20 protein-coding genes and 1 pseudogene are annotated in these 24,634 nt (G+C 67.3%); 10 read left to right on the top strand and 11 right to left on the bottom strand.

Annotated elements, in window-relative coordinates; translation table 11 throughout:
• Positions 1-98: 98 nt before the first annotated feature.
• Positions 99-2,135, bottom strand: a complete 2,037-nt coding sequence (locus AX690_RS16460) for a TonB-dependent receptor (protein ID WP_082769706.1) — start codon at positions 2,133-2,135, stop codon at positions 99-101.
• Between the two features lie 158 nt (positions 2,136-2,293).
• On the opposite strand from AX690_RS16460, the gene AX690_RS16455 reads away from it, so the two are divergent.
• Positions 2,294-3,085 carry a phosphatase PAP2 family protein gene (locus tag AX690_RS16455; RefSeq protein WP_066681284.1) on the top strand — a complete coding sequence of 264 codons (792 nt, stop codon included), beginning with the start codon at positions 2,294-2,296 and terminating at the stop codon, positions 3,083-3,085.
• Here the strand turns inward: AX690_RS16455 and AX690_RS16450 are convergent.
• From AX690_RS16450 to AX690_RS16435, 4 genes are all read right to left on the bottom strand, one after another.
• Positions 3,082-3,609, bottom strand: a complete 528-nt coding sequence (locus AX690_RS16450; RefSeq protein WP_066681286.1) for a GNAT family N-acetyltransferase — start codon at positions 3,607-3,609, stop codon at positions 3,082-3,084. The genes AX690_RS16455 and AX690_RS16450 overlap by 4 nt on opposite strands.
• Positions 3,606-4,484: an N-carbamoylputrescine amidase gene (gene aguB, locus AX690_RS16445; RefSeq protein WP_066681288.1), complete on the bottom strand. Its 879-nt coding sequence runs from the start codon at positions 4,482-4,484 to the stop codon at positions 3,606-3,608. The genes AX690_RS16450 and aguB overlap by 4 nt, the downstream gene beginning before the upstream one ends.
• Entirely contained in the window at positions 4,484-5,485 is a 1,002-nt protein-coding gene (locus tag AX690_RS16440; protein ID WP_066681290.1) for an agmatine deiminase family protein, read from the bottom strand. The genes aguB and AX690_RS16440 overlap by 1 nt, the downstream gene beginning before the upstream one ends.
• 158 nt (positions 5,486-5,643) lie before the next feature.
• Positions 5,644-8,094 carry a TonB-dependent receptor gene (locus tag AX690_RS16435; protein ID WP_066681292.1) on the bottom strand — a complete coding sequence of 817 codons (2,451 nt, stop codon included), beginning with the start codon at positions 8,092-8,094 and terminating at the stop codon, positions 5,644-5,646.
• A gap of 188 nt (positions 8,095-8,282) precedes the next feature.
• On the opposite strand from AX690_RS16435, the gene AX690_RS16430 reads away from it, so the two are divergent.
• Positions 8,283-9,851 carry a glycosyltransferase family 39 protein gene (locus AX690_RS16430; RefSeq protein ID WP_066681294.1) on the top strand — a complete coding sequence of 523 codons (1,569 nt, stop codon included), beginning with the start codon at positions 8,283-8,285 and terminating at the stop codon, positions 9,849-9,851.
• A 72-nt stretch (positions 9,852-9,923) separates the two neighbouring features.
• Here the strand turns inward: AX690_RS16430 and AX690_RS16425 are convergent, their stop codons facing one another.
• Complete coding sequence (locus AX690_RS16425) at positions 9,924-10,565, bottom strand: 3-oxoacid CoA-transferase subunit B (protein ID WP_066681296.1); 642 nt, start codon at positions 10,563-10,565, stop codon at positions 9,924-9,926.
• Complete coding sequence (locus tag AX690_RS16420; protein WP_066681301.1) at positions 10,565-11,290, bottom strand: CoA transferase subunit A; 726 nt, start codon at positions 11,288-11,290, stop codon at positions 10,565-10,567. Before AX690_RS16420 ends, AX690_RS16425 begins: the two co-directional genes overlap by 1 nt.
• A gap of 171 nt (positions 11,291-11,461) precedes the next feature.
• Here AX690_RS16420 and AX690_RS16415 point away from each other — a divergent pair, with 171 nt between their 5' ends.
• Positions 11,462-12,043 (top strand): NAD(P)H-dependent oxidoreductase, encoded by a 582-nt coding sequence (locus tag AX690_RS16415; RefSeq protein WP_066681303.1) that lies wholly within the window; start codon positions 11,462-11,464, stop codon positions 12,041-12,043.
• Positions 12,044-12,049: 6 nt separating this feature from the next.
• The gene (locus tag AX690_RS16410) at positions 12,050-13,951 is read left to right on the top strand and encodes a monovalent cation:proton antiporter-2 (CPA2) family protein (protein WP_066681305.1); all 1,902 of its coding nucleotides are present in this window, start codon (positions 12,050-12,052) and stop codon (positions 13,949-13,951) included.
• Positions 13,952-14,013: 62 nt separating this feature from the next.
• Here AX690_RS16410 and AX690_RS16405 read toward each other — a convergent pair whose 3' ends face one another.
• The 3 genes from AX690_RS16405 to AX690_RS16395 form a co-directional block, all read right to left on the bottom strand.
• Positions 14,014-15,051 (bottom strand): helix-turn-helix domain-containing protein, encoded by a 1,038-nt coding sequence (locus AX690_RS16405; RefSeq protein ID WP_197426888.1) that lies wholly within the window; start codon positions 15,049-15,051, stop codon positions 14,014-14,016.
• Positions 15,052-15,156: 105 nt separating this feature from the next.
• A complete protein-coding gene (locus tag AX690_RS16400) occupies positions 15,157-16,221 on the bottom strand; it encodes a fatty acid desaturase (RefSeq protein WP_066681309.1) in 1,065 nt (354 codons plus the stop codon).
• 94 nt (positions 16,222-16,315) lie between these two features.
• Positions 16,316-16,990, bottom strand: coding sequence for an OmpA family protein (locus tag AX690_RS16395; RefSeq protein ID WP_066681310.1), 675 nt, complete (start codon positions 16,988-16,990; stop codon positions 16,316-16,318).
• Between the two features lie 174 nt (positions 16,991-17,164).
• On the opposite strand from AX690_RS16395, the gene AX690_RS16390 reads away from it, so the two are divergent.
• Positions 17,165-18,100 carry an isopenicillin N synthase family oxygenase gene (locus tag AX690_RS16390; RefSeq protein ID WP_066681311.1) on the top strand — a complete coding sequence of 312 codons (936 nt, stop codon included), beginning with the start codon at positions 17,165-17,167 and terminating at the stop codon, positions 18,098-18,100.
• A gap of 54 nt (positions 18,101-18,154) precedes the next feature.
• Here the strand turns inward: AX690_RS16390 and AX690_RS16385 are convergent, their stop codons facing one another.
• Positions 18,155-19,732 carry a ubiquitin-activating E1 FCCH domain-containing protein gene (locus tag AX690_RS16385; RefSeq protein ID WP_066681312.1) on the bottom strand — a complete coding sequence of 526 codons (1,578 nt, stop codon included), beginning with the start codon at positions 19,730-19,732 and terminating at the stop codon, positions 18,155-18,157.
• A gap of 116 nt (positions 19,733-19,848) precedes the next feature.
• Here AX690_RS16385 and trmD point away from each other — a divergent pair.
• The 5 genes and pseudogenes from trmD to leuD all read left to right on the top strand — a co-directional run.
• Positions 19,849-20,584, top strand: a pseudogene (trmD, locus tag AX690_RS16380) (tRNA (guanosine(37)-N1)-methyltransferase TrmD); the annotation flags it as partial.
• Between the two features lie 5 nt (positions 20,585-20,589).
• The gene (gene rplS, locus AX690_RS16375) at positions 20,590-20,982 is read left to right on the top strand and encodes a 50S ribosomal protein L19 (protein ID WP_066681315.1); all 393 of its coding nucleotides are present in this window, start codon (positions 20,590-20,592) and stop codon (positions 20,980-20,982) included.
• A 302-nt stretch (positions 20,983-21,284) separates the two neighbouring features.
• Entirely contained in the window at positions 21,285-22,250 is a 966-nt protein-coding gene (locus AX690_RS16370; RefSeq protein ID WP_066681317.1) for a LysR substrate-binding domain-containing protein, read from the top strand.
• A 301-nt stretch (positions 22,251-22,551) separates the two neighbouring features.
• The gene (gene leuC, locus AX690_RS16365; RefSeq protein WP_066681329.1) at positions 22,552-23,991 is read left to right on the top strand and encodes a 3-isopropylmalate dehydratase large subunit; all 1,440 of its coding nucleotides are present in this window, start codon (positions 22,552-22,554) and stop codon (positions 23,989-23,991) included.
• On the top strand, positions 23,988-24,596 hold the full coding sequence (gene leuD / locus AX690_RS16360) for a 3-isopropylmalate dehydratase small subunit (RefSeq protein WP_066681319.1): 609 nt from the start codon (positions 23,988-23,990) through the stop codon (positions 24,594-24,596). The genes leuC and leuD overlap by 4 nt, the downstream gene beginning before the upstream one ends.
• The last annotated feature ends 38 nt before the right edge of the window (positions 24,597-24,634 follow it).

The raw sequence follows: 24,634 nt of genomic DNA, 5'->3' as shown, positions 1-24,634 counted from the left end.
GCCTCCGTCTTAGGCGAGTCCGGGGCCCGGGGGAGGATCCGGGCCCCGGCGCGGGCGGGCTCTCTAGGGGCTGTTTGAGGTCCCGCCTCCGGCCGGCGCTAGAAGCGCCAGGCGAAGCCGGCCCGGACCGAACGCCCAGCCGCGGGCGCGAAGTCTTTCAGGAACGAGGCGTGCTCGCGGATGGTCTCGTTGGTCAGGTTGCGGCCATCGACGAACAGGCGCAGCGTCGGATTCTGGAATGGCTTGAAGGTGACCGTGGCGTTGACCTGGGTGTAGCCGTCGGTCGGCAGCTCGAAGGTCGACACGCGATCCTGGCTGGCGACGCGGCGGACCTCGGCTTGGGCCTCCAGCCGCGGAGCGCTCCAGACGACGCGGCCCGTCAGGGCCCACGGCGGCACGCGGGCCGGGATGCCCAAGTCGGTCGATCCGCGCACCCAGTCATAGACGCCTTCCAGCTTCAAGGCGTTCTCGCCGCCGCGCCAGGCGACGTAGGAGGTCTCAAGCTCGGCGCCATGGAACTTGGCGTCGGTCTGGAAGTATTGGAACACCGGCAGACCGTCCTCGACCGCGCCGGTCGGCTTCTCCTCGATGAAGCCGTCGTACTGAGCGCCCCACAGGTGACCTTCCACCCGCAGGCGATCACCGGTGTAGCGATAGGTCGCCTCCATCGAGGTCACCTTCTCGGAGTCGAGGGTGGCGTCGCCAACCTCATAGCCGCCAGTGCCCGGGTGCGGGCCGTCGGCGAACAGCTCGAACTCGGTCGGCGCGCGACCATTGTGCGACAAGGTCAGGGCCACGAAATGATGGTCGGCCGGCTTGTAGAACACCCCGAGCGAAGCCGAGACATTGTCGAACGAGCGCTTGGCGAAGTCGGTCTTCAGCTCGCGGCTGTCGAAGCGGAGACCCGCGTCGAGCCCCCAGTCGCCCTTGTCCAGGCGCTGCAGGGTGAAGACGCCGTATTCCTTGATGTTGGTCGACGGCACGAAGGCCTCGTCGCCGATCGCCTCGAAGTGACGCTCCAGGGCCTGGAAGCCCACCGCGCCCTGCCAGCCGTCGCGCTCCTTCTGCACCAGTTCCAGACGGCCTTCGGTGCCGTCGGACAAGAAGCGGGTGCCGACCTCGCCGTCCTCGACCGAGACCTCGGCGTGCTCGTACTTGGCGTGGCCGGCCGATAGACGGATCTTGGCGAACGGGCCAAGGTCGACGTCCTGCTCGCCGCGCAGGTCGTAGCGGGTTTGCTGCAGGTGGATCGAGACCGGACCTTCGGCTTCGGGGTCGATCGGCGCCAGGATCTGCAGATAGGGCACGCCGTAAGTCGTGTCGGTCCTCTTCACCGAGGCGCCGAAATAGCCGCTGTCGTGCACGTACGAGACGCCCGCGCCGTAGGCGTCCACCTCGACGTCGGTGTTCTTGACGGTCTTGTCCGGATCAGGCGTCAGGCCATCGCGCGCCGCGAGACGCGGGGAAACCGGCGTGGTCGGCACATCGTAGTCGCTGCTCTTGCGGTGATCGGCGTCGATGGCGAAGACCAGCGGTCCCTTGCCGAACTTGGCCGAGCCGTTGATCGACTTGCCGTCGTCGACCGACGACATCGAGCCGGCGATGCGGCCCTCGAAACCGTTATGAGCGGGGCTCGACGGAACCCGATCGTCGATGATGTTGACCACGCCGCCGATGCCCGAGCCGCCATAGGCCAGGGTCGAAGGCCCCCGCAGCACCTCGACGCGCTCGGCTTCGCCAAGGTCCGACGCCACCGCGTGGTCGGGCGACAGCGACGAGGCGTCGACCTGGCCGACGCCGTTCTCCAGCACCATGACCCGGGGACCGGAGAGGCCGCGGATGATCGGGCGGCTGGCGCCGGGACCATAGGCGGTCGAGCGCAGGCCCGGCTGGCCATTCAGCATGTCGCCAAGGCCGGTGGGCGGCGCGACGTCCAGGTGGTCGCGGGTGACGATGTTGACGCTGCTGGTCACCGTGTCGAGCGAGATCGCGTAGGGCGCGGCGGTGATCACAACCTTGGACACTTCAGTGTCTTGAGGGGCGGGCGCTGGCGCGGCGGGCGTCTCGGCGTGAGCGGAGACAGCGGCGGCGAGCGCGACAAGGCTCGCGGCGGAAAGGACGGCGCGACGAAGCATGGAGAGTCCTGAACAGATACGACCAGGCCAGGGGAGCGGCTTGAAGCGTATGTGTTATGAAATAACATATCCACCCGTCAATCCGCTTTTCACATCGCAGAGCTTGACGGGCCGTTTCTCGCCCGCTCTGTGAGCGGATGACTTTCAGGACGCACGCCATGCCTCGTCTCGTGCTGATCGCCGCGACCGCCCTGCTCGCCAGCTGCGCGCGCTTCGACGCGCCGACGCCGTCGGGAATGGTCGCGACGACTCCGCCCTCGGCGGGATGGACCAAGCCGCCGCCGGGCTATCTGAGCGGGAACGGCGGCATCGACGCGACGACCATTATCGGACCGCCGCCAGCGCCGAGCTCCCCCCGCGGCAAGGCCGAGCGGGCGCAGTTCGACGAGACCCGAAAACTGGCCAACACAGCGGCCTGGACTCAAGCGATCGCCGACGCCGACCTTTCGGGCAAGAACGGCCTCCGGAGCTTTTCCTGCGCGGCGGGCGTGACGCTGAGCGCGGAGGCGACGCCGACCCTGGCGTCCCTGTTGCTGCGGATGACGGACGATGCGGCCCGCATCTACCAGCCGGCCAAGCGCGTCTATCAGCGCCCTCGCCCGCCGGTGGGCAACAAGGCGCCGATCTGCGCGCCGCGCGAACCCTGGATCGAGACCGACGGTTCCTATCCCTCCGGCCATGGCCTGATCGGCTGGGCGTGGGCCTCGGTGATCGCCGAGCTGGTCCCGGACAAGGCGTCGCCGATCCTGGCGCGGGGCAAGGCGTTCGGCGACAGCCGGATCATCTGCGGCGTCCATTTCCAGAGCGATGTGGAGGCCGGCCGCTATCTGGGCTCGGCCCTGGTCACGCGGCTGCATGACGATCCCGCCTTCATGGCCGATCTGGCCAAGGCGCGGGCGGAAGTGGCGGCGTCGAAGGCGAGCGGCCCGCCGACGGGATGCGGCGCCTAGGGCCGGGCGACGTAGACGACGTGCGGGCGGAGCGGATGGTCGTCCGGCAGGCCCTTGTGGTCGAAGTCGCGTTGCGGATCATGGCTCATGCCGATCCGACGCATGACGCTCTGTGACGCCAGGTTCGAGCGCGCGGTGAAGGCGATGATCTCGGGCAGCTTCACAGTTTCGAAGCCGTAGGTCAGCGCCGCCTTCGCGGCCTCGGTCGCATAGCCCTGCCCCCAGGCGTCGGGAAGGAAGCGCCAGCCGATCTCCACGATGCGCCCCAGGCCCACCTCCGGCGGCGTCCGCCAGATGCCGGTCATGCCGACGACGCTGGCGTCGGCCTGCCGCTCGACCACCCAGAAGCCGAAGCCGTGCTCGGCCTGATGCGCCTGGACGCGATCGACGAAGGCGTCGCTCTCGGCGCGGTCGCGTACGCCGCCCAGCCACTCGCCCACCCGCGGATGGGCGTTCAGCGCGGCGATGGCGTCGCGGTCGGCGTCGACCGCCGGACGCAGGGTCAGGCGGTCGGTGACAATCACGCCGGGCGGCCGCTCGACAGGGCCGAGTAGAACTCCGGCCGGCGGTCGCGGAAGAAGCCCCAGGCGGCGCGGTGCGTCGTCAGGAAGTCGAGATCGAAGGTCGCGCTGACCAGGCCCTCGTCCGAACGACCCAGTTCCGAGACCAGGTCGCCGCGATGGTCGGCCACGAAGGACGAGCCGTAGAAGGTCTGGCCGCCGTTGGGATAGCCCTCCCACGGCTCGAAACCGATGCGGTTGGCGCCGATCACCGGGATCACGTTCGAGACGGCGTGGCCCTGCATGGCCCGCCGCCACGGCAGGGCGGTGTCCAGGCTCGGGTCATGCGGCTCGCTGCCGATCGCCGTCGGATAGAACAGGGCCTCCGCGCCCATCAGCGCCATGGCGCGGGCGGCTTCGGGGTACCACTGGTCCCAGCAGACGCCGACGCCGATGCGGCCGAAACGCGTGTCCCAGACCTTGAAGCCGGTGTCGCCGGGGCGGAAGTAGTACTTTTCCATGTAACCCGGGCCGTCGGGGATGTGGCTCTTGCGATAGACGCCCATCAGCGACCCATCGGCGTCGGCCATGACCAGGCTGTTGAAGTAGTGCGGACCCTCGCGCTCGAAGATCGAGATCGGCAGCACGACGCCCAGCTCGCCGGCCAGCGGCGCGATCGCTTTGACGACCGGGTGCTCGCGCCACGGATGGGCCTCGGCGAACCAGCGCTCCTCCTGGGCGACGCAGAAGTACGGCCCCTGGAACAGCTCGGACGGCAGGATGACCTGCGCGCCCTTGGACGCGGCCTCGCGGATAAAGCCTTCCGTCTTCTTGATGTTGGCCTGCAGATCCATGCCGTACGAGGTCTGGATCGCGGCGACGCTGAGCGTGCGGGCCATTATTGAGGCTCCTGCTGGCTGATGCAGTGGAACGAACCGCCGCCGGTCAGGATGGCGGTGGACGGCAGGCCGATGACCTGGCGCTCGGGGAACAGGCCCTTGATCACCTCGACGGCGAAGGCGCCCGACTCCTCGGCGTAGATCGGCACGATGACCGCCTCGTTGGCGATCAGGAAGTTCATGTGCGAGGCCGGGATCGGCTCGCCGTCCTCGTCGAGGATCTTGCCCGGCGAGGGAATGCGGGCGACCTGCAGCGGCGAGCCCCGGCTGTCGGTCATGCCGGCCAGCAGGCGGGCGGTCTCGGCATAGACCTCCGTGTTCGGATCATCGGCGCCATAGGCCATCGGACAGGCGACAACGCCGGGCGCCACGAAGCGAGCCAGGTTGTCGACGTGACCATCGGTGTGGTCGTTCAGCAGGCCATCACCCAGCCACAGCACCTTCTTGGCGCCCAGGGCCCCGGCCAGGGCGGCGGCGGCCGAGGCCTCGTCCCAGCCGGCGTTGCGGTTGGCGTTCAGCAGACACTGGCGCGTGGTCAGGATGGTGCCCAGGCCGTCATGGTCCAGGGCGCCGCCCTCCAGAATGAAACCGTTGCGAGCCAGAGGCGCGCCGGAAGCGGCGGCGATCTGCTCGGCGACGATGTCATCGCCCTCCAGGCTGTACTTGCCGCCCCAGCCGTTGAACTGGAAGCCGGCGGCGACGGCCTTGCCGTTGTCGTCGATGAAGATCGGACCGGTGTCGCGCAGCCAGATGTCGCCGAATTGGCCGCGAACGATCTCGACCGTGGTGTCCGAGAGCAGGGCGCGCGCGGCGGCCTCGGCCTCGTCGCCGACCACCATCAGGCGCACGCGCTCACCGCCCGGACCGGCCAGGGCGCGGGCGAGGTCGGCGACCTCCTGCTGGGCTTGTTCCAGGTCTTCCTGCCACAGCTCGGCGTGGCTGGGGAAACCCACCCACATGGCGCGGTGCGGAGCCCACTCGGCGGGGACGATCACGGTCATTCGGAAGTCCAATGAAGGCGGTCGGAGATACGAAGGGGGCGCAGATGGCCCCTCCGGGGCCTGGGGTCAAGCGGAGCCTAGTTAGCAAACCCTCGTGACAAAGAAAAAGGGCGGCCCTGATGGGCCGCCCTTTCCTTGCTGTCGCCAGCGGTGAGTTCTTAGAACTCGGTGCGCAGGGTGAACTGCACGGTCCGCGGCGAGCCGATGTAGTAGGTCGGAGCGCCGGTGCCGGTCACGCCGGCGATCGGCAGCGCATTGGTGCGCGAGCTGATCGAACCGAAGTAGGTTTCGTCGAACAGGTTGTTCACGTTCAGCTGAGCGTAGGTGCTCTTGGCGAACGGCAGGTTGTAGCGCAGCTCCAGGTCCCACACGGTGTAGTGCGGCGCCACTTCGTCGTTCACGTCGGTCGAGAAGCGATCGCCCGTGAACTTGCCTTGCACGCCCAGGTGCAGGGCGTCGGTGACGTCCCAGTCGACGCGGCCGCCGAAGGTGTACTTCGGCGTCTCGACGATCTGCTTGCCCTTCAGCGGGATCACGTTGCCGGCGGCGGCGCCGTTGATCAGGTTCTGCTGGATTTCGCTCTTGTTGTACGAGAACGAGGCCGAGACCGTCAGATACTCTTCCAGAGCCCAGGCGGCCTGGGTGTCCAAGCCGTAGGCCTTCACGTCGCCGACGTTGCGGTCGATGCTGATGCCCAGGTCCGGATCGTACGACTGCACGATGCGGTTGGCGTAGTCGGTCTTCCAAAGAGCGGCGGTCGCCATGAACTTGGGGTTCGAATAGCGGTAGCCGATGTCATAGGTCTTGGTGGTTTCAGGACGGGTGTCGGCAGGCGTGCCAACGCCATTCACCAGCGTGGCGGTGTAGAGGTTGTCGGTCCGCGGCGACGAGAAGCCCTCGGCGTAGCTGACATACACGCTGCCAGCCGAACCAAGGTCATAGCTGGCGCCCGCGTTCGGCAGCACCTTGTCGTACTTCACGGTAGCGGACCACGGCTTGATGAACTTCGTCGCCGAGGTGCCGAAGGTCACGCTGCCGTCGGCGGCCGCGGCGTTCGGGACCTGAGTCGTACAGGTCACCGAGAAGCCCGACACCACGCCGGCCAGCGACGAGGCGTTCTGCGTGTAGCAGAACTGGTTCAGTTCGCGCTTGAAGAAGGGCGCGCGGACGCCGAGGTTCACGGTCAGACGGCTGTCCATGAACTTGCCACGATACTCGGCGGCGGCCTGGTTCAGCTGAGCGATCGAGAAACGGTCGCGAGCACGGAGGAAGCTCCCGTCCGACGTCAACACCTTGGCGCCGTGCCCATCCTTGCCGCCGAACACGTTGGTCGTGTTGCCCTGGGCGTCGAGCGTCGTGTACTCGCCCGTCTGGCGGTGGCGGCCGTAATCGCCCGTGTACGCGACGCGGATGCGGTGCTGGTCGTTAATGTCCCAGATCAGCGAGCTGGTGACGCTATAGCGGCGGGTGTTGGTCACGCTCGGCGCGAAGAACGCGACGGTGTCGAGCGTGTCGCCATCGCCGTTCAGATCCTTCGCCACGCCCGCCGTGCCGCGAACCCGGCCATCGCCTTCGCTGATGGTGCCCAGCTGCGAACCGCCATCGGCCAAGACATACTGGAACGAGGGGTCGACGGTCAGGCGGACGTTGTCGGTCAAGTGGAACAGGGCCGAGCCGCGGACGCTGCCGGTGTTCGACGGATTGACCTGACGGCCGTAGTAGTTGCTGCAGTTGCCGGGAACGACGACGCCGCCGACCGCCGCGGGCTTGCAGACCGCGTCGAAGTCATAGTTCTTGCCGAAGTTACGGAAGTCCGCGAGCGTCAGCGAGCGGATGTTATTGTTGCGGTTCTCGTTGTAATTCACAGCCAAGCTGACGAAGTCGCCGCGGTCGCCGATGTCCTGCAGGATGCGGGCGTTGAACTGCTTCTTCTCGAGCGAGCCCGGCCCCTTCCACTTGTCGTACTTCTGGTACGAACCGGCGATGAAGGCCTTCGTGCCCCAGGGGCCGAACGCGCCGGAGTCGAGCACCAGGAAGGCGCGACGATAGTTGTTCTCGCCGATCGAGGCGGTGGCGACGCCGCCGAATTCGTTGGCGGGCTTGCGGGTGACGTAGTTGATCGTGCCGCCGGTGGCCGAAGCGGTCGGGCTGTCGACGTCGGTCGTGCCCAGGTTGACGCTGGCGCGGCTGATCAGCTCGGGATCGAGCATCTGATTGGGATAGATGGCATAGTTGCCGGTGTCATTCAGCGGCACGCCATCGAACGTGACCGAGACGCGGTTGCCGTCGAAGCCCCGCAGGCGCAGGTTGCCGCCCGACGAGCCGTACGGGTCGTTATTGGTGAAGCTGACGCCCGGGAGCAGGTTGAGCGACTGGAAAACGTTCTGGCCGGACGACTGGGTCGCCAGGAACTCGGCGTCAACCGAGGCGCGCGACTTCGGCAGCGTCTCGACGATCTGGCCGCCCACGGCGCGGGCGCCAGCAGCGGTGATGACCACGTTCTCGACTTCGTTCGCTTGCGAGCCCGTCGATTGCGCGAAGGCGGCGCCGGCGGTCATCAGGACGCCGACGAGCGCCGTGGTCGCCAGGGCGAAGTTTTTCATTTTCATGCGGAAGGATCCCCTCTTTCTTCGAAGCGCCCAGGCTTGAAAGCACGGTCTCGCGTCGTTTCCGGCCGTTTACAGAAAGTTTTCGAAGGTTTGGTGACGGAAAGGCCACGCCCGCCCAGAAACTGTCACAAACCCCCGAAAACGCGGAAGAATTGGTCAGATTTTTTTTACTTGTTTAATCGGACGTCATGACATTCCAGCCCGACTCAACCCCCAAAACCGTCGATAGCCGCGCCTGGCGACTGACCATCCTGATGGTGGCGGGGCTGACGATTCTGCGCCTGGCGGCGCTGTTCGCCACGCCCCTGGAGCTCTATCCCGACGAGGCTCAATACTGGCTGTGGTCGCGCGAGCTGGCGTTCGGCTACTTCTCCAAGCCGCCGATGATCGCCTGGCTGATCTGGCTGACCACGACGATCGGCGGCGACGCCGAGGCCTGGGTGCGGCTATCCGCGCCGCTGCTGCATGGCGCGACCGCCCTCGTCGTTCATCGGATCGCGCGTCGCCTCTACGGCGGATGGTCCGGTCTGGCCGCAGCGGCGATCTACAGCCTGATGCCCGGCGTCGTGCTGTCGTCCGGGCTGATGGCCACCGACGCGCCGCTGCTCTTCTTCCTGTCCCTGACGATCTGGGCCTATGTCGGCCTGGCCGAGGCGACAGCGCCGCGGCGCTATTTCGTGGCCGCCGGCATGGGCGTGGCGCTGGGCCTGGCCTTCCTGTCGAAATACGCGGCCATCTACGCGCTTGGCAGCATCGTGCTTCACGCCCTGATCTCGCGCGAGGCGCGCCGGCGCTGGTGTCCGGCGGCGATCGTTCTATTCGCCTTCGCGTTCGTGCTGACCCTGGCGCCGAACCTGGCCTGGAACGCCAGCCATCAGTTTTCGACCGTCAAGCACACCGCCTCGAACGCCAACTGGGGCGCGCACCTCTTCAATGTCCGTGAACTGAGCGAGTTCGTCCTTTCTCAGTTCGGCGTCTTCGGCCCGGTTCCATTCGGCGTGCTGCTGGGCGGCGCGATCTGGCTGGGCGCCAAGAAGAAGATCCAGTCGCCGGACCTTCTGCTGCTGTGCTTCAGCGCGCCGCCGCTGATCATCGTCGCCGGTGAGGCCTTCGTCTCGCGCGCCAACGCCAACTGGGCCGGCGCGGCCTTCGTGGCGGGATCGGTGCTGGCCGCCGGCTGGCTCCTGCGCTGGAACGCCCGTCGCTGGCTGATCGGCGGCCTGGCGCTGCAGGGGCTGTTCGCGGCCTTCTTCGTGGTCTGCATGGTCAATCCGCGCGTGGCGGACGCCGTGGGGCTCGCCAACGGCTTCAAGCGCGTGCGCGGCTGGGATCAGACCGTCCAGGCGATCATCGATCGGACGCGGGAGGAACAGGCCCTGCGCGGCGGAGTCAGCGCGGTCGCGATGGACGACCGCTTCCTCTACAACGCCGCCGCCTATTACGGCCGCGACTATTTCGGCCAGCCGGGCGCGCCGCCGCTGCGCATGTGGGTGCACGAGATCGCCCCGCAGAACCAGGCCGAGACCGAAGCGCCGCTCGACGCCGCCTACGGCCGCCGCGCCCTGATCGTCAGCCTGGAGGGCGGCTATCGCCCCGAGATCGAGCAGGACTTCAAGGCGACCTCGGCCCTGCAGATCTCGCGCGTGCGCCTCGACAAGAAGCGCTCGCGCCGGATCGACCTGTTCATCGCCGAAGGCTTCGCGCCGCTGCCCCGCGACCCCGTCACGGGCCTGCCGCCGGAGCCTAAGCGCCCCTGAAAAATGGGCGGCCATGAAAAAGGGCGGCGACCGCAACGGCCGCCGCCCCTTCCAGGCCTCTCAGAAGCCTAGCTAAATCGCGACCTCGAAGGCCGCCTCGGTCTTGGACTTGACCTCATCGACGGTCACGCCCGGCGCCAGCTCGATCAGCCGGACCGGCGTCTTGCCGCGGTTGATCTCGAAGACGCCGAGTTCGGTGATCAGCAGATCCACCACGCCCGCGCCGGTGAGCGGCAGGGAGCAACGCTTCAGCAGCTTGGGCGCGCCGGACTTCTCGCAATGGTCCATGACCACCACCACGCGCTTGACGCCCGCGACGAGGTCCATGGCCCCGCCCATGCCCTTGACCATCTTGCCAGGCACCATCCAGTTGGCGAGGTCGCCGGTCTCGGCCACCTGCATGCCGCCCAGGATCGACAGCGCGATGTGGCCGCCGCGGATCATGGCGAAGCTGTCGGCCGAGCTGAAGTACGAGCTCGAGTCGAGCTCGGTGATCGTCTGCTTGCCGGCGTTGATCAGGTCGGCGTCTTCCTCGCCCTCATAGGGGAAGGGACCCATGCCCAGCATGCCGTTCTCGCTCTGCAGCGTCACGTGCATGCCTTCGGGGATGTAGTTGGCGACCAGGGTCGGGATGCCAATGCCGAGGTTCACATAGAAGCCGTCCTGCAGCTCCTTGGCGGCGCGGGCCGCCATCTCGTCGCGGGTCCAGGCCATTACGCGGTCTCCTGAGTCTTTTGCTCGTGGGGGCGGGTCGTGACCCGCTCGATGCGCTTTTCGAACTTGGCGCCCTTGATGATGCGGTCGACATAGATGCCGGGCGTGTGGATGGCGTCCTTGTCCAGGGCGCCGATCTCCACCAGCTCCTCGACCTCGACGACCGTCGCTCGACCGGCCGTGGCCATCATCGGATTGAAGTTTCGCGCGGTCTTCCGGTAGATCAGGTTGCCCTCGGCGTCGCCCTTCCAGGCCTTGACGATCGAGAGGTCGGCGGTCAGGCCGCGCTCCATCACGTACATCTCGCCGTCGAACTCGCGGACCTCCTTGCCCTCGGCCACCAGGGTGCCGTAGCCGGTGCGCGTGAAGAAGGCGGGAATGCCCGCGCCGCCCGCACGAATGCGCTCGGCCAGCGTGCCCTGCGGATTGAACTCCAGCTCCAGCTCGCCGGAGAGGTAGAGCTGTTCGAACAGCTTGTTCTCACCCACATAGGACGAGACCATCTTCTTGATCTGGCGATTTTCCAGCAGGATGCCCAGGCCGAAGCCGTCGACGCCGCAATTGTTGGAGACGACCGTGAGGTCCTTCACCCCCGCCTCGCGGATCGCCGCGATCAGGTTTTCCGGGATGCCGCAGAGGCCAAAGCCGCCGGCCATGATGGTCATGCCGTCATTGAGCAGCCCGGCCAGGGCCTCGACGGCGTCTTTCTTCACCTTGTCGACCATGGTGTCTCCCTATTCCGAACTCGCGGGCTATCCCAAACCGCCCGGATCTTTTTATCCAAGGCGGATGAAAAGCCTGCTTGCCAGCTTCCGCTCCGCGCTCGGCGAACCGTGTCGCCTCAACGTGGAAGAAATTCAACCCTTGATGAATTATTTTTCCGGAAGAGCCGCCTGATGTCCGACGCTAACACCGGCTCGGTGACACCCGCCACCTCAGGCTTGCTTCTGGTGCTGGCCCACCCGGCGCTTGAACGCTCGCGCGCCAATCGCACCCTGGCCAAGGCGGCCAAGAGCCTCTCCGGCGTCACGTTCAAGGATCTGTACGAGACCTATCCGGACTTCGTGGTCGATATCGAGACCGAGCAGGCCGCCCTCGTGGCCCACGACGTGGTCGCCCTGCAGTTTCCGCTGTTCTGGTACTCGACGCCGTCCCTGCTGAAGGAGTGGCTGGACATCGTCTGGCTGCACGGCTTCGCCTATGGCGAGGGCGGCGAGGCGCTGAAGGGCAAGAAGCTGTTCGTGGCCTGCACCACGGGCGGCTCGGCCAAGGCCTATCACGCCCATGGCTATAATCGCTTCAGCATGGATGAATTCCTGCGTCCGTTGGAGCAGACCGCCCACCTGTGCGGGATGGAATGGGAGACGCCGTTCGTCGTGCACGGGGCCTCGGTCAAGGACGACGCGGCCCTGAAGGCGGAAGCCGAACGCTACAAGGCGCGAGTGGCCTCGCTGCTGCCGGCTCGCGCGGAGGCCTAGGGACTGATGGAAAACTTCCTCACCCAGACCCTGGTCTATCTGGGGGCGGCCGTCGTCTCGGTGCCGATCGCCAAGCGGCTGGGCCTCGGCTCGGTGCTCGGCTACCTGATCGCGGGCGTCGTCATCGGCCCCTACGCCCTGTCGCTGGTCGGCGCCCAGGCCGACGTCATGAAGTTCGCCGAGTTCGGCGTCGTCATCCTGCTGTTCCTGATCGGCCTCGAGGTTCGTCCGTCGATGCTGTGGGACATGCGCAAGGCCATCTTCGGCTTCGGCGGCGCGCAGGTGGTGGGGACGGCGATCGCGATCGCCGCGGCCGCGCTGGCGCTGGGCTTGCCTTGGCAGACGGCGTTGGCGGTCGGTCTGGTGCTGGCGATGTCCTCGACCGCCATTGTTCTGCAAACCTTGGATGAGAAGGGCCTGAGGCAGGGTCCCGTCGGCCGCGCGGCGTTCGGGGTGCTGCTGCTGCAGGACCTGGCGGTCATTCCGCTGTTCGCCCTACTCCCGCTGCTGGCCACGGTCGCCCCGGCGGCTCACGCCGATGGCGGCCACGGCGGCGGAAACCTGGTCACCCACCTGCCGGTCTGGGCCCAGGGCTTGTCGGTCTTCGCGGCGGTCGCGGCCGTGGTCGGCGGCGGTCGCTACCTGGTGCGCCCCGTCTTCCGCTTCATCGCCAAGGCGCGCCTGCGCGAGATCTTCACCGCCTCGGCGCTGCTGATCGTCGTGGCGGTGGCCAGCCTGATGCAGATCGTCGGCCTCTCCCCCGCCCTCGGCGCCTTCCTGGCCGGCGTCGTGCTGGCCGAAAGCGAGTTCCGGCGCGAGCTCGAGACGGACATCGAGCCGTTCCGAGGCCTGCTGCTGGGCCTCTTCTTCATCACCGTGGGAGCGGGCGTCGACCTGCCGCTGATCGCGCGTCAGCCGCTGCTGCTCGTCGGACTGGTCCTGGGCCTGATGGCCCTGAAGTTCCTGGTGCTCTACGGCCTGGCCCTGCTGTTCGGCGCGCCCAAGCGCGGCGCCATGGCGGTGGCCGCGGCCCTGGCCCAGGGCGGCGAGTTCGCCTTCGTGCTGCTGAGCTTCACGGTCGGCGCGGGCGTGATCGGCGCGTCGCTGGCGGCCTTGCTGACCGCCGCCGTGGCCGTCTCGATGGCCCTGACCCCGGTGGCCATGATCCTCTATGAGCGTGTCGCGGCCCTGATGGACGCGGCCATCCCCGACGTCGTCCCAGACACCGGCGACTTCGACGAGGGCGAGCCGGACATCATCATCGCCGGCTTTGGCCGCTTCGGACAGATCACAGGACGCATGCTGTCGGCCAATGGGTTCAAGTCGACGGTGCTGGACAGCGATATCGAGCAGATCGAGCTGCTGCGCCGCTTTGGCCGCCGCGTGCACTATGGCGACGCCACGCGCCTGGATCTGCTGCGCCAGGCCGGCGCCGATCGCGCGCGGATGCTGATCGTCGCCCTGGACGACCGCGAGAAGACGGTCGAGCTGGTCGAGACCGCGCGCAAGGCCTTCCCGGATCTGATCATCCTGGCCCGGGCCTGGGATCGCCGGCACGCCTACGACCTGCTGGCCAATGGCGCCGACGCGGTCGAGCGCGAGACCTTCGAGTCCGCCCTCGCTCTGGGCGCCACGGCGCTGCAGAAGCTGGGTTTCCGGGCCCACCGCGCGCATCGGGCCGCCGCCTTCTTCCGCCGCCACGATCGCCGGATGTTCGAGGAACTGCGTCCCATGTGGGGCCAGGAGGAGGCCTATATCCTGGCCTCGCGCGACGCGGCCCAGACCATGGACAGGCTGCTGGACGCCGACCTGCACCGCATGCGCCCCGGGGACGCCGGCGGCGCGTGGGACACCGCCAGCCTCGACGAGGAACTGCGCGAGCGAGCCCAGCAGGAAGGCGCGGGATAGAGCCTGGAGCGCGTTAGGTTTAAGCGTGAGCGGTTAAACCTAACGCGCTCCAAATGTATGAATTAGAGGTCGGCGCCATCCAGGGCGCGGAGCCAATCGGGTAGTCCTTGGCCTCGCGCCTCGGCGGCGCTGGCGTGCAGAGCCGCCGCCGCGCCGATCTCGCGCGCCTCGCCGGGCGCAAGGCCGAACCTGGCCTTGAACGCCCGCGCGAAGCTGGACCAGGCCGAGAAGCCGTGGCCCTCGACAACCTGGCTCAGCGGCAGGTGGCTCAGCGAAGGATCGGTCAAAGCGTCGAACGCCCGGCGCAGGCGACGATTTTGGATATGCTCGCGGACCCCGCCCAGCGGCGCGAAGAGGCGATAGAGCGAGGCCCGCGAAAGACCGAACCGCCGGCACAAAACCTCGGCGCCCAGATACGAATCGTCCAGGTTGGCGTCGATGAAGCGCCGGATGCGGCCAAGCTGCGATTCCGCGATCGCCGCGCGGGCCGCCGGATCGCCTGACGCCGGCATGGCCAGCCCGGCGAGCAGATCGATAGTGGTTCGTCCAACGATGGGGGCGTCGGCCACGGAGAGTTCTCCGGCAAAGCTCCACAGCGTCTCGACATGACTCTTGAACAGCCGGGCCGCGGCGGTGTCGCGCCCCAGGACGCGACCGTGAAGGTCGTCGAGGTCACGGTCGCGCGCCGCCAGGGCCTCGCGAGGAATAGCCAGACTGAAGTTTCCGCAGGCCTGAGCTTCCGAATGGAACGGTCGCGTCAGATCCAGCAGGCAGACGTCCCCGACCGAGGCCTCCACCTCGCCGCGGTAAGCCTCGCGGCGATCGCCCCCTTCGGCGATGATCTGGACCAGGATGAGGTCGAGCCCCGTCGCGGCGACCTTCCGATGGTCGCGCCCATAGCTGAAGGTCCCGCCGCTCATATGGGCGTAGCCCAGAAGCATGGGGCCGACATTGACGCTGCTGATCCACAGATCCGGACCCGACGCCGCGACGTCGCGAAGGCGAGTGTCGAAGACGGGGGCGATCGCCTCGGCGAAATCGGCGACGCCTTGCCGCCCCGGCGATACGCGGGTGCCAGCTTGGTGTCGGGGAAGCGACAAGGAAAGCGACATAGGACGCTCGACATGATGGCGGCGGGAAAACATCGCCCCGCCACCGTATTAGGTCTCATGCCGCCAGAACTTGGCCTTGTCGAGCGCTCACAACTATTCGGCGGCGCGCGGCCCTTGAGAAACCGCGGCGGGCTTTTGCGCCACGCGGCGGAACAAGGCCGTCAGAGCCTCGAACAGGCCCTTCTGGGAAGCGCGATGATACAGCGAGTCCGGCGCCAGGGCTTGGGCCAGCCGGGCGTGGGCCTTGCCCAGATTGTGGTAGGGCAGCTTGGGCAGCAGATGGTGCAGGGCGTGGTAGCGCAGGCCCACCGGCGCCCAGAGCTCGGACGCCAGGTTCGGCGGCGGGACATTGACCGAGTCCAGGAACTGCTCGTCCAGGCTCATCTTGCCGCCGTCGTTTTCCCAATGGTGCGCGACCAGGGTCCGGGCCTGATTGACAAAGGTGGCCAGCGAGAAGATCGCCTGGCCCGTCAGCACGAAGCGGATCGGCAGCACGCCAGCGGCCGTCGCGGCGATCAGTCCCCACGACCACAGCCAGCAGGCGATGTCCTGGACCAGCCAGGCCGGGCGCATCTTGGCCATGTCCTCGCGCACGAAGTCGGGATTGATGATCAGGGCCGACAGGCGCTGCTTGAGCACGCGGCGCAGCGGCGGGACCAGGAACGACAGCGGGATGATGATCGCCGACCGGATCAGCACGCCGATCGGCGCCAGCAGGGCGACGAACAGGAAGCCGGCCAGCGACAGCGGCGTAAAGCGCGAGAGCGGCATGTACTCAGGATCCAGCGCCGTGCCGAACCGGTCCTTGACGTGGTGGACGTTGTGCACGCCCTCGTACATCAGCGACGGCGTCATCAGCGGCACGCCGACCAACACGTTCCAGCCCACGCGGAAGCCCGGCGCCTCGTCGTCGCGGATGTGGGTCAGCTCGTGGATGAAGCTGAGCGCGCGATAGAGCGCCAGCATGCTGACGAGGCCGGCAACCAGACCGACCGCCAGGCTCGCCGTGGTCGCGGCCAGCACGAAGCCGCCCCACATCAAGGCGGCCGATAGCAGCAGATCGATCCAGTAGACGGCCGCGTTCGGCGTCATCAGGTCATCGGTCAGGGCGTAGGCCTGCCGCGTCAGGCTGACGCTATCGCTCGCTGTTTTGGCCACTTCGCCCTCGCTTTGTTCGAAGGTGACGACTTGGCGACGACAGCGGCGAAAAGCAACCGCTTCGTGCCCGTAAGGGCCCCGAAGCGGTCGAGGCTTAACGGGTCAGGGGACGCAGCACGATCTCGACGCGGCGGTTCTGAGCGCGGCCCGCGGCGGTGGAATTGTCGGCGATCGGCTGGCGTTCGCCCATGCCGGCGACGAAGACGCGATCCGGCAGAACCCGTCCTTGGTTCGTCAGATAGCCGGCCACGGCGCTGGCCCGGCGCTCCGAAAGAACCTGATTGTAGTCGTCCGGTCCGCTGGAGTCGGCGTGGCCGACCACGTCGATCGTGGTCTGGGAATAGGCGTTCAAGGTCCGCGCCACGTCGTCCAGCACCCGCGTGAACTGCGGCTGCACGTCCGAGCGATCGACGGCGAAGGTCACGTCGCTGGGCATGATCAGCACGATCTGGTCGCCGTTGCGGCGGATCATCACGCCCGAGCCTTCCAGGCTGCGGCGGAAGTCGGCCTGCTGGCGGTCCATGTAGTTGCCGACGGCGCCGCCGGCCAAGGCGCCGATCCCGGCGCCGATCAGGGCGTTCTTGCGCCCCTGCTCGCCCTTGTTGGTGTTGGTCAGATAGCCGAGCAACGCGCCGGCGCCCGCTCCGGCCAGCACGCCCGTGCCCGTGTTGTTGCGGACCGGCATGCCGGTATAGGGGTCGGTGGTCGTGCAGGCGGCCAGGGCGCCCGCGCCCACAAGAACAGCGGCCAAAGCAAACTTGCGCGTCATCGCAACCCTCGTACGTTTGTTGTAGATCAAGGTCTGACGGGCAAACGCCCGACTTATGGTCAAGTTCCCCTCCCGCGCCGTCGGCGAGACGAACGCCCTTCGCGTCCGTCGCCGCGCGGTGTAGTAAGAAGGAACTTACTCATTCAGAAGCTTGCAGACCCAAGGCCCGTCGACGTGTCCAACTCCGCCATCGCTCCGGTCTCCTTCTCGCTGTACGCGAAGGACTTCACGCGCTTCTCGCAAGAGCTCGGCGCGTCTTTCGAACGTTACGGTTTCGCGGTCCTGTCCGACTATGACCTGGATCAAGCGCGCATCGACGCCGCCGTCGACGCGGCCAAGGCCTTCTTCGCCCTGCCCGTCGAGACCAAGAAGCAGTACGCGGGCGTCAAGGGCGGCGCGCGCGGCTATATCCCGTTCGGCGTCGAGACCGCCAAGGGCGCCGACCACTACGACCTCAAGGAATTCTGGCACATGGGCCGCGAGCTGCCCCCCGGCCACCGTTTCCGCGCCCACATGGCCGACAATGTCTGGCCGGCCGAGATCCCGGCGTTCAAGCACGACGTCAGCTGGCTCTACAACGCCCTGGACGGCATGGGCGGCAAGGTGCTGGAGGCGATCGCCGCCTATCTGAAGCTGGACCGCGACTTCTTCTATCCGACCATCCAGGACGGCAACAGCGTCCTGCGCCTGCTGCACTACCCGCCGATCCCGCTGGACGCGACCGGCGTGCGCGCCGGCGCCCACGGCGACATCAACACCATCACCCTGCTGCTCGGCGCCGAGGAGGGCGGCCTGGAAGTGCTGGATCGCGACGGTCAGTGGCTGCCGATCAACCCGCCGCCCGGCTGCCTGGTGATCAACATCGGCGACATGCTCGAGCGCCTGACCAATCACGTCCTGCCCTCGACCGTGCACCGCGTGGTCAATCCGCCGCCGGAGCGCCGCGGCTTCGCGCGCTATTCGACGCCGTTCTTCCTGCACTTCGCCTCGGACTACGAGATCAAGACCCTGCCCAACTGCGTCACGGCCGAGAACCCGGATCGCTATCCGGAGTCGATCACCGCCGACGAGTTCCTTCAGCAGCGTCTGCGCGAGATCAAGCTGGCCTAGGCCCTAGGCGAGCCGAGGACATCAGGGGCGGCGGCCATCCGGTCGCCGCCTTTTCTATTTGGCGATCCGCAGCGACGAGATCTCCTGGGCGATCGACTTGAAGGCGGTCTTCAGTTCCGAGCCCGTCGCCGGGAAATAGACATGCTGGGCGTCGGTGGCGCAGTACTTCAGCATGTTCACGGCGTTGGCGTCGTTTCCGACGTCGAAGCCCACGGTGAAGATGGTCATCTTCAGCGCCGGGTCCTTCATCGCGTCGCAAAGCTTGCGGGTCTGGGCGAACGCATCGCCATTGGTGGCGTTGCAGTTGATGTGGTCGCTGGCCGAGCCGCTGCCCGAACCCGCGTCCTTGGCGATCACGCCCTTGCAGTAGGGCGTGTTGAAGGCGCCGTCGGTCATCAGCACCACCACCTTCACGAGGTCCTTGGTGTTGTAGGGCGCGGGACGCTGCGTGGCGCTGGGCCACAGATAGCCGAAATTCGGCGAGACCATGTACCAGCCCCAGGCGAACCCAATCTGACCGGCCGTGGAGCCGCCGATCGACAAGGCGTTGATCTGGGCTTTCAGCGCCGCACGATCGCTCGACAGGGGCGTGATGGTGGCGCCTGGGCAGGGGTTCGAGCTGGGGGTGGGGTAGTTGCGCCCCACCGGCGCGATGCTCGGCGCCATGTCGGTATAGGCATAGGTCCCGGTCCGCTCCGTCACGCAGGTGCTGAGCTTGCGCGTCTCGGTCGTGAAATTGGCGCTTGTGAAGGTGAAGTTCAGGCACCCTGGATTGGTGCTGGTGTTGCACGTCGCCACACCGCCCGAGACGTATTGCGGCGCATTGGAGGTGTTGGCGTTGATCGTGAAGCTGTCCGCGGCCGCCGCCGTGACGCTGTAGGTGTTGCCGTTCAGCATGGTCGGGCCGGAGACGCCGGAGATCGTCACCTTGTCGCCGACGATGAAGCCGTGGGCGGTCGACGTGACCACAGCGGCGTTGGCCTTGCTGACGTTGGTGATGCTCCGGGCGATGACGGCGCCGCGCACGGCGTCCGCATACGTCCCCACATTGACCCCCACCGAGTATGGGACGATGGCGATCTTAGAATAGAACGGCGACTGCTGATCCTTGACCACGATGTCCACGAGGTCGGCGGCGCCCGTCTTCAGGTCGGTGATGCGCGAGCCGCTCATCGAGCCAGTGATGTCCAGCACCACCGCGACCTCGAGGCTTTTCGACGACCGCACCACATCGGATGTCGCGGTCAGGTTGAAGTCGTCCGTGGTCCACAGGTTGGCGATGATCGGCTTCACCGTCGCGGTGGCGGTCCCGACAATGTGGTTGCCCGTCCCGGCCTTGAAGCTGGCGTTCGACGCCGCGAGGCTAAGGTTCAAACCCGCGGCTTCGGCGAGAAACGCCGGGTCGCCGACGGCTTCCAGCTCGGCGTCCGCCACCGCCGTCGAGCGCGCGGCGATCAGGGTCGCCGCGTCGAGGGCGTCCTGCATCTGGTGGCGCTGCAGGCTGATGCGGCCCAGGTCGATCAGGGCGAAGACCAGGATCGACAGCGGGATGGCCAACAGCGCGAACTGTATGGCGATCGCGCCCCGGTCATCACGCCCGAGACGGCGGAAAAGGCGGGCGAGGCGCGACATCTGACAATCCAACCGAGATCCCGCAACCTTGAACGCCCCTGGTGAACAAGCCGGTAACCCCTTGGGTAAATAAGCGGCCCTTCGACTCTCGGCCTCGCTGCGGCTAAACAGCGCCCATGCCGTTCACCGCCACCGTCCTGACCATGTTCCCCGAGGCCTTTCCGGGCCCGCTCGGCGTCTCGATGATCGGGACGGCCTGGAAGGAACAGGATCTTTGGCGTCTGGAAACGCTGGACATTCGGGCCTTTTCCAAGGATAAGCGCGGCTTCCTCGACGACACCCCCGCGGGTGGCGGCGCGGGAGCCGTGCTCAAAGCGGACGTCATCGCCTCTGCGCTCGACAGCGTGGACATCGGCGGACGGCCGCTTTTGTACATGAGCGCCCGGGGCAGGCCCCTGACCCAGGCGCGTGTTCGGGAGTGGTCCAAGGCGCCGGGTATCGTGGTGCTGTGCGGCCGCTTCGAGGGGGTGGATCAGCGGGTGCTCGACGCCCGCGGGTTCGAGGAGGTCTCGGTCGGAGACGCCGTGCTCGCCGGTGGCGAAGCGGCGGCGATGGTCGTGATCGAGGCGTGCGTTCGACTTGCCCCGGGGGTTCTGGGGAATATCGAGAGCACGCTGGAAGAAAGCTTCGAGGACGGCCTCCTCGAGCATCCGCAGTACACGCGACCGCGGACGTTCGAAGGGCTCGACATCCCCGAGGTGCTGCTGTCGGGCGATCACAAGAAGATCGACCAATGGCGCAAGCGTATGCGTGAAGAGACGACCCGCGAGCGGCGCCCGGATCTCTGGGAAGCCCACCTCGCCAATCAACAGGCAAAAGGCGACCCGAAAAACGGGTAAGCCCAAGGAGACTAGATCATGGCTGCGAACATCATCGCTCAGCTCGAGCAAGAAGAATCGGCCCGTCTGCTGGCCGCCCGCGCGATCCCGGACTTCCGTCCCGGCGACACCCTGCGCGTCAACGTGAAGATCAAGGAAGGCGAGCGCGAGCGCGTTCAGGCCTACGAAGGCGTCTGCATCGCCCGTCAAGGCGCTGGCGTCCACGAGAGCTTCACGGTCCGTAAGATCTCGTTCGGCGAAGGCGTGGAGCGTCTGTTCCCGCTGCTGTCGCCGAGCATCGAAAGCATCGAAGTCAAGCGTCGCGGCGTCGTCCGTCGCGCCAAGCTGTACTACCTGCGCGACCGTCGCGGTAAGTCGGCCCGTATCGCCGAGCGCGCCGGTGGCCCGAAGGCCGCCGCGACCGAAGAGTAATCTTCAGCGCATCGCGAAAGATCGAGGCCCTGGCGGAGACGCCGGGGCCTTTTTCTTTGGCCTGACGGCCTGGGAGATCATCGGGGCGCGAGCAGGCGCGGATACTTGCGAGGCGGGCACGGCGTGCGCAGAGCGCGCCAGAAAACTTGCAGGCTTAGCAGCCATCCAAAGGAACTTTGCTTATGGGTCTGGAGGGCGGTGTCCATCATCGCCGTCTTCCTCTGCTTGAAACGCATTGGAAATTCGTCGTTCGGCGAACGGATGACAAACGCGGCCTCCTTGGCTATCCATAGGCTCCGCTTATGTCAGACATCCTCGCCCGCCTGCCCCTCAGCGCGATCCGCGTGTTCGAGGCGGCCGCTCGCCTGAAGAGCTTCACCCGCGCCGCCGGCGAGCTGGGGATGACCCAGGCCGCCGTCAGCTGGCAGGTGAAGGCCCTGGAGCAGAGGCTGGATCAGCCCCTGTTCAACCGCCTGCCGCGCGAGGTGACACTGACGCCCGCGGGCGAACGCCTGTCCCGCGCGGCGACCGAGGCTCTGTCGCTGCTGCGCTCCACCATCTTGGACCTCGTCGAGACCGAGGAGGGGGTACTGTCCGTCACGACCGTCCAGAGCCTGGGCGGCCAGTGGCTGGCGCCGCGCCTGGGCGAGTTCCAGATCGCGCATCCCCGCATCGCCGTGCGGTTGGAGGCCTCGAGCCGCGTCGCCGACCTGGCGCGCGAGGGCCTTGATGTCGCGTTGCGCGGCGGTCAGGGGCGATGGGCCGGCATGACCGCGCATTTCCTTGTGCCGGCCGTCCAGACGCCCCTGGTCTCGCCCCGCTTTTTGGAGCGGATCGGCGGGCTCTCTCGCCCCGAGGATCTGCTGGACGCGCCCCGCGTCGGCGTGGCGCGGGAATGGGAGGAATGGTTTCACGCCGCTGGCGTCACGGGGATCTCCGACCGGCTGGCCCCGCGCCTGACCTCGGACGCCCAGACGCTGGAGGTCGCCAGCGCCTTGGCCGATCAAGGCGCGGCATTGGGCTCGCCCATCTTCTTCGCGCGCGAGCTGGCGGAAGGACGCCTCGTCATGCCGTTCGACGTCGTGGCCCGTTACGCCGGCGGCTACTGGCTGGCCTATCCCAGCGACCGGGCGCGGGTGCGCAAGATCGCCGCCTTCCGGGACTGGGTCCTGGCGCAGGCCGCCGCCGATCCGCTGATCGCGCGGTACGCCGCCATGGCTCCGCTGGAGACCGCCAGCGCCTCCCCTCTCGCCCGGACAAGCGAATAAGCGGCCAAGCTTACGTGTATTCGCACCGAGATTGACAAACCCTCGTTCCGTGAGATGATCAATTCACCCCCGGCGCTTGTCGCCCGGGCTTCCAGACCGTCTTCTTTCTAGTGGACGGCCCTCTTCGGGCGGAGCCCATCGGCCCCCGAAGGCTGAAAATGATGCTAGGGCGCGCCGACAGGTCGCAAGACGGGCGCGCCCTTTGCGTTTCTGGCCGCCCCGCAGCCACGGAACGCAAGAATTTGGCGCTATGCCGGGGCCCCACTGGATTTTGGCGCACGATCCGCCCTATATCCCCGCCATGTCCGGTAAAACCCTTTACGACAAGATCTGGGACGCCCACGTCGTCAGCGAAAACGACGGCGAGGCGATCCTCTATATCGACCTGCACCTGATCCACGAGGTGACCACGCCGCAGGCCTTCGCCGGCCTTCGCGCGGCCGGCCGCAAGGTGCGCCGTCCCGACCGCACGCTCGCCGTGGCGGACCACAATATCCCGACCGAAGGCCAGGCGCTCGGCGTGGACGCGGTGAAGGACGAGGAGGCGCGCCTCCAGCTCAAGACCCTCGCCCGCAACGTCGCCGACAACGGCATCGAATTCTTCCCGATGGGCGACATCCGCAACGGCATCGTCCACGTGGTGGGCCCCGAGCAGGGCCGCACCCAACCGGGCATGACCATCGTGTGCGGCGACAGCCACACCTCGACCCACGGCGCCTTCGGGGCCCTGGCCCACGGCATCGGCACGTCCGAGGTCGAGCACGTCCTGGCGACCCAGACCCTGCGCCAGAAGAAAGCCAAGAACATGCTGGTCCGCGTCGACGGCCAGCTGGCGCCCGGCGTCACCGGCAAGGACGTCGCCCTGGCGGTGATCGGCGAGATCGGCACCGCCGGCGGCACCGGTTATGTCATCGAGTTCGCCGGCGAAGCCGTGCGCGGCCTGTCGATGGAGGGCCGCATGACCCTCTGCAACCTGACCATCGAGGGCGGCGCCAAGGCTGGCCTGGTGGCGCCGGACGAGAAGACCTTCGCGTATATCCAGGGCAAGCCGGCGGCGCCGAAGGGCGCGGCCTGGGACATGGCCCTGTCGCACTGGAAGACCTTCTTCACCGACGAGGACGCCGTCTTCGACCGCACGGTCGTGATCGACGGCTCGGCTCTAGTCCCGATGGTGACCTGGGGCACCTCGCCTGAGGACGTTATTCCGGTCACCGGCACGGTTCCCGATCCGGAAAGCTTCGCCACGCCCGACAAGCGCGCCGCCGCGCATCGGGCCCTCGACTACATGGGCCTGACCGCCGGCCAGCCGATCACCGAGGCCAAGATCGACCGCGTGTTCATCGGCTCGTGCACCAACAGCCGCATCGAAGACATGCGCGCCGCCGCCGCCGTGGTGCAGGAAGCCTTCCTGCACGGCCGCCTCGTGGCGCCCCACGTCAAGGCGATGGTCGTGCCGGGCTCGGGCCTGGTGAAGGAACAGGCGGAAGCCGAAGGCCTGGACGCCATCTTCAAGGCCGCGGGCTTCGACTGGCGCGAGCCGGGCTGCTCTATGTGTCTGGCCATGAACCCCGACAAGCTGCAGCCGGGCGAGCGCTGCGCCTCGACCAGCAACCGCAACTTCGAGGGCCGCCAGGGCCGCGCGGGCCGCACCCACCTGGTCTCACCGGCCATGGCGGCGGCGGCGGCGATCGCTGGCCACCTCGTCGATGTTCGGACCCTGCTCTCGGAGACCGCCCAATGAAGGCCTTCACCCGCCTCGATGGCCGCGCGGCGCCGCTGGAGCTGGCCAATATCGACACCGACCAGATCATCCCCAAGCAGTTCCTGAAGACCGTGGAGCGCGAAGGCCTGGCCAAGGGCCTGTTCTACGACTTCCGCTTCGACGCCGACGGGAACGAGATCAGCGACTTCGTCCTGAACAAGCCCGAGTACAAGGGCGCCAGCGTCCTGATCGCCGGCGACAACTTCGGCTGCGGCAGCTCGCGCGAGCACGCCCCCTGGGCGCTGATGGACTACGGGATCATGTGCGTGATCTCGACCAGCTTCGCCGACATCTTCTTCAACAACTGCTTCAACAACGGCCTGCTGCCGGTGGTCGTGAAGCCCGAGGAGCTGGCGGTCCTGATGGACGAGGCCAAGGGCGGCAACCACATGGTCAGCGTCGACCTGGAAGCCCAGACCGTCATCTCGCCGTCGGGCAAGACCTTCGCCTTCCAGATCGATCCGGTCCGCAAGGAGAAGATGCTCAAAGGCCTCGACGCCATCGGCGAGACGATGCAGCACGCGACCGACATCGACGTCTTCGAAAGCAAGCGCGCCATCAGCCAGCCCTGGCTGGAGGCCTAAGCCTCCTCTCCCCTCCCCTCGATGGGGAGGGGTAGGGG

Source organism: Caulobacter sp. CCH9-E1 (genome assembly GCF_001556515.1).
In the GTDB taxonomy this organism is placed as follows: Bacteria; Pseudomonadota; Alphaproteobacteria; order Caulobacterales; family Caulobacteraceae; genus Caulobacter.
Note: the sequence above shows the minus strand (reverse complement) of the source record. Positions and strands in the feature narration are given on the sequence as shown.

What these genes read in the sequence shown, in the direction of transcription:
- AX690_RS16460 (WP_082769706.1), bottom strand. Translation starts at nt 2,135, where the DNA reads ATGCTTCGTCGCGCCGTCCTTTCCGCCGCGAGCCTTGTCGCGCTCGCC.
- AX690_RS16455 (WP_066681284.1), top strand. Translation starts at nt 2,294, where the DNA reads ATGCCTCGTCTCGTGCTGATCGCCGCGACCGCCCTGCTCGCCAGCTGC.
- aguB (WP_066681288.1), bottom strand. Translation starts at nt 4,484, where the DNA reads ATGGCCCGCACGCTCAGCGTCGCCGCGATCCAGACCTCGTACGGCATG.
- AX690_RS16440 (WP_066681290.1), bottom strand. Translation starts at nt 5,485, where the DNA reads ATGACCGTGATCGTCCCCGCCGAGTGGGCTCCGCACCGCGCCATGTGG.
- AX690_RS16435 (WP_066681292.1), bottom strand. Translation starts at nt 8,094, where the DNA reads ATGAAAATGAAAAACTTCGCCCTGGCGACCACGGCGCTCGTCGGCGTC.
- AX690_RS16430 (WP_066681294.1), top strand. Translation starts at nt 8,283, where the DNA reads ATGACATTCCAGCCCGACTCAACCCCCAAAACCGTCGATAGCCGCGCC.
- AX690_RS16425 (WP_066681296.1), bottom strand. Translation starts at nt 10,565, where the DNA reads ATGGCCTGGACCCGCGACGAGATGGCGGCCCGCGCCGCCAAGGAGCTG.
- AX690_RS16420 (WP_066681301.1), bottom strand. Translation starts at nt 11,290, where the DNA reads ATGGTCGACAAGGTGAAGAAAGACGCCGTCGAGGCCCTGGCCGGGCTG.
- AX690_RS16415 (WP_066681303.1), top strand. Translation starts at nt 11,462, where the DNA reads ATGTCCGACGCTAACACCGGCTCGGTGACACCCGCCACCTCAGGCTTG.
- AX690_RS16410 (WP_066681305.1), top strand. Translation starts at nt 12,050, where the DNA reads ATGGAAAACTTCCTCACCCAGACCCTGGTCTATCTGGGGGCGGCCGTC.
- AX690_RS16395 (WP_066681310.1), bottom strand. Translation starts at nt 16,990, where the DNA reads ATGACGCGCAAGTTTGCTTTGGCCGCTGTTCTTGTGGGCGCGGGCGCC.
- AX690_RS16385 (WP_066681312.1), bottom strand. Translation starts at nt 19,732, where the DNA reads ATGTCGCGCCTCGCCCGCCTTTTCCGCCGTCTCGGGCGTGATGACCGG.
- rplS (WP_066681315.1), top strand. Translation starts at nt 20,590, where the DNA reads ATGGCTGCGAACATCATCGCTCAGCTCGAGCAAGAAGAATCGGCCCGT.
- AX690_RS16370 (WP_066681317.1), top strand. Translation starts at nt 21,285, where the DNA reads ATGTCAGACATCCTCGCCCGCCTGCCCCTCAGCGCGATCCGCGTGTTC.
- leuC (WP_066681329.1), top strand. Translation starts at nt 22,552, where the DNA reads ATGTCCGGTAAAACCCTTTACGACAAGATCTGGGACGCCCACGTCGTC.
- leuD (WP_066681319.1), top strand. Translation starts at nt 23,988, where the DNA reads ATGAAGGCCTTCACCCGCCTCGATGGCCGCGCGGCGCCGCTGGAGCTG.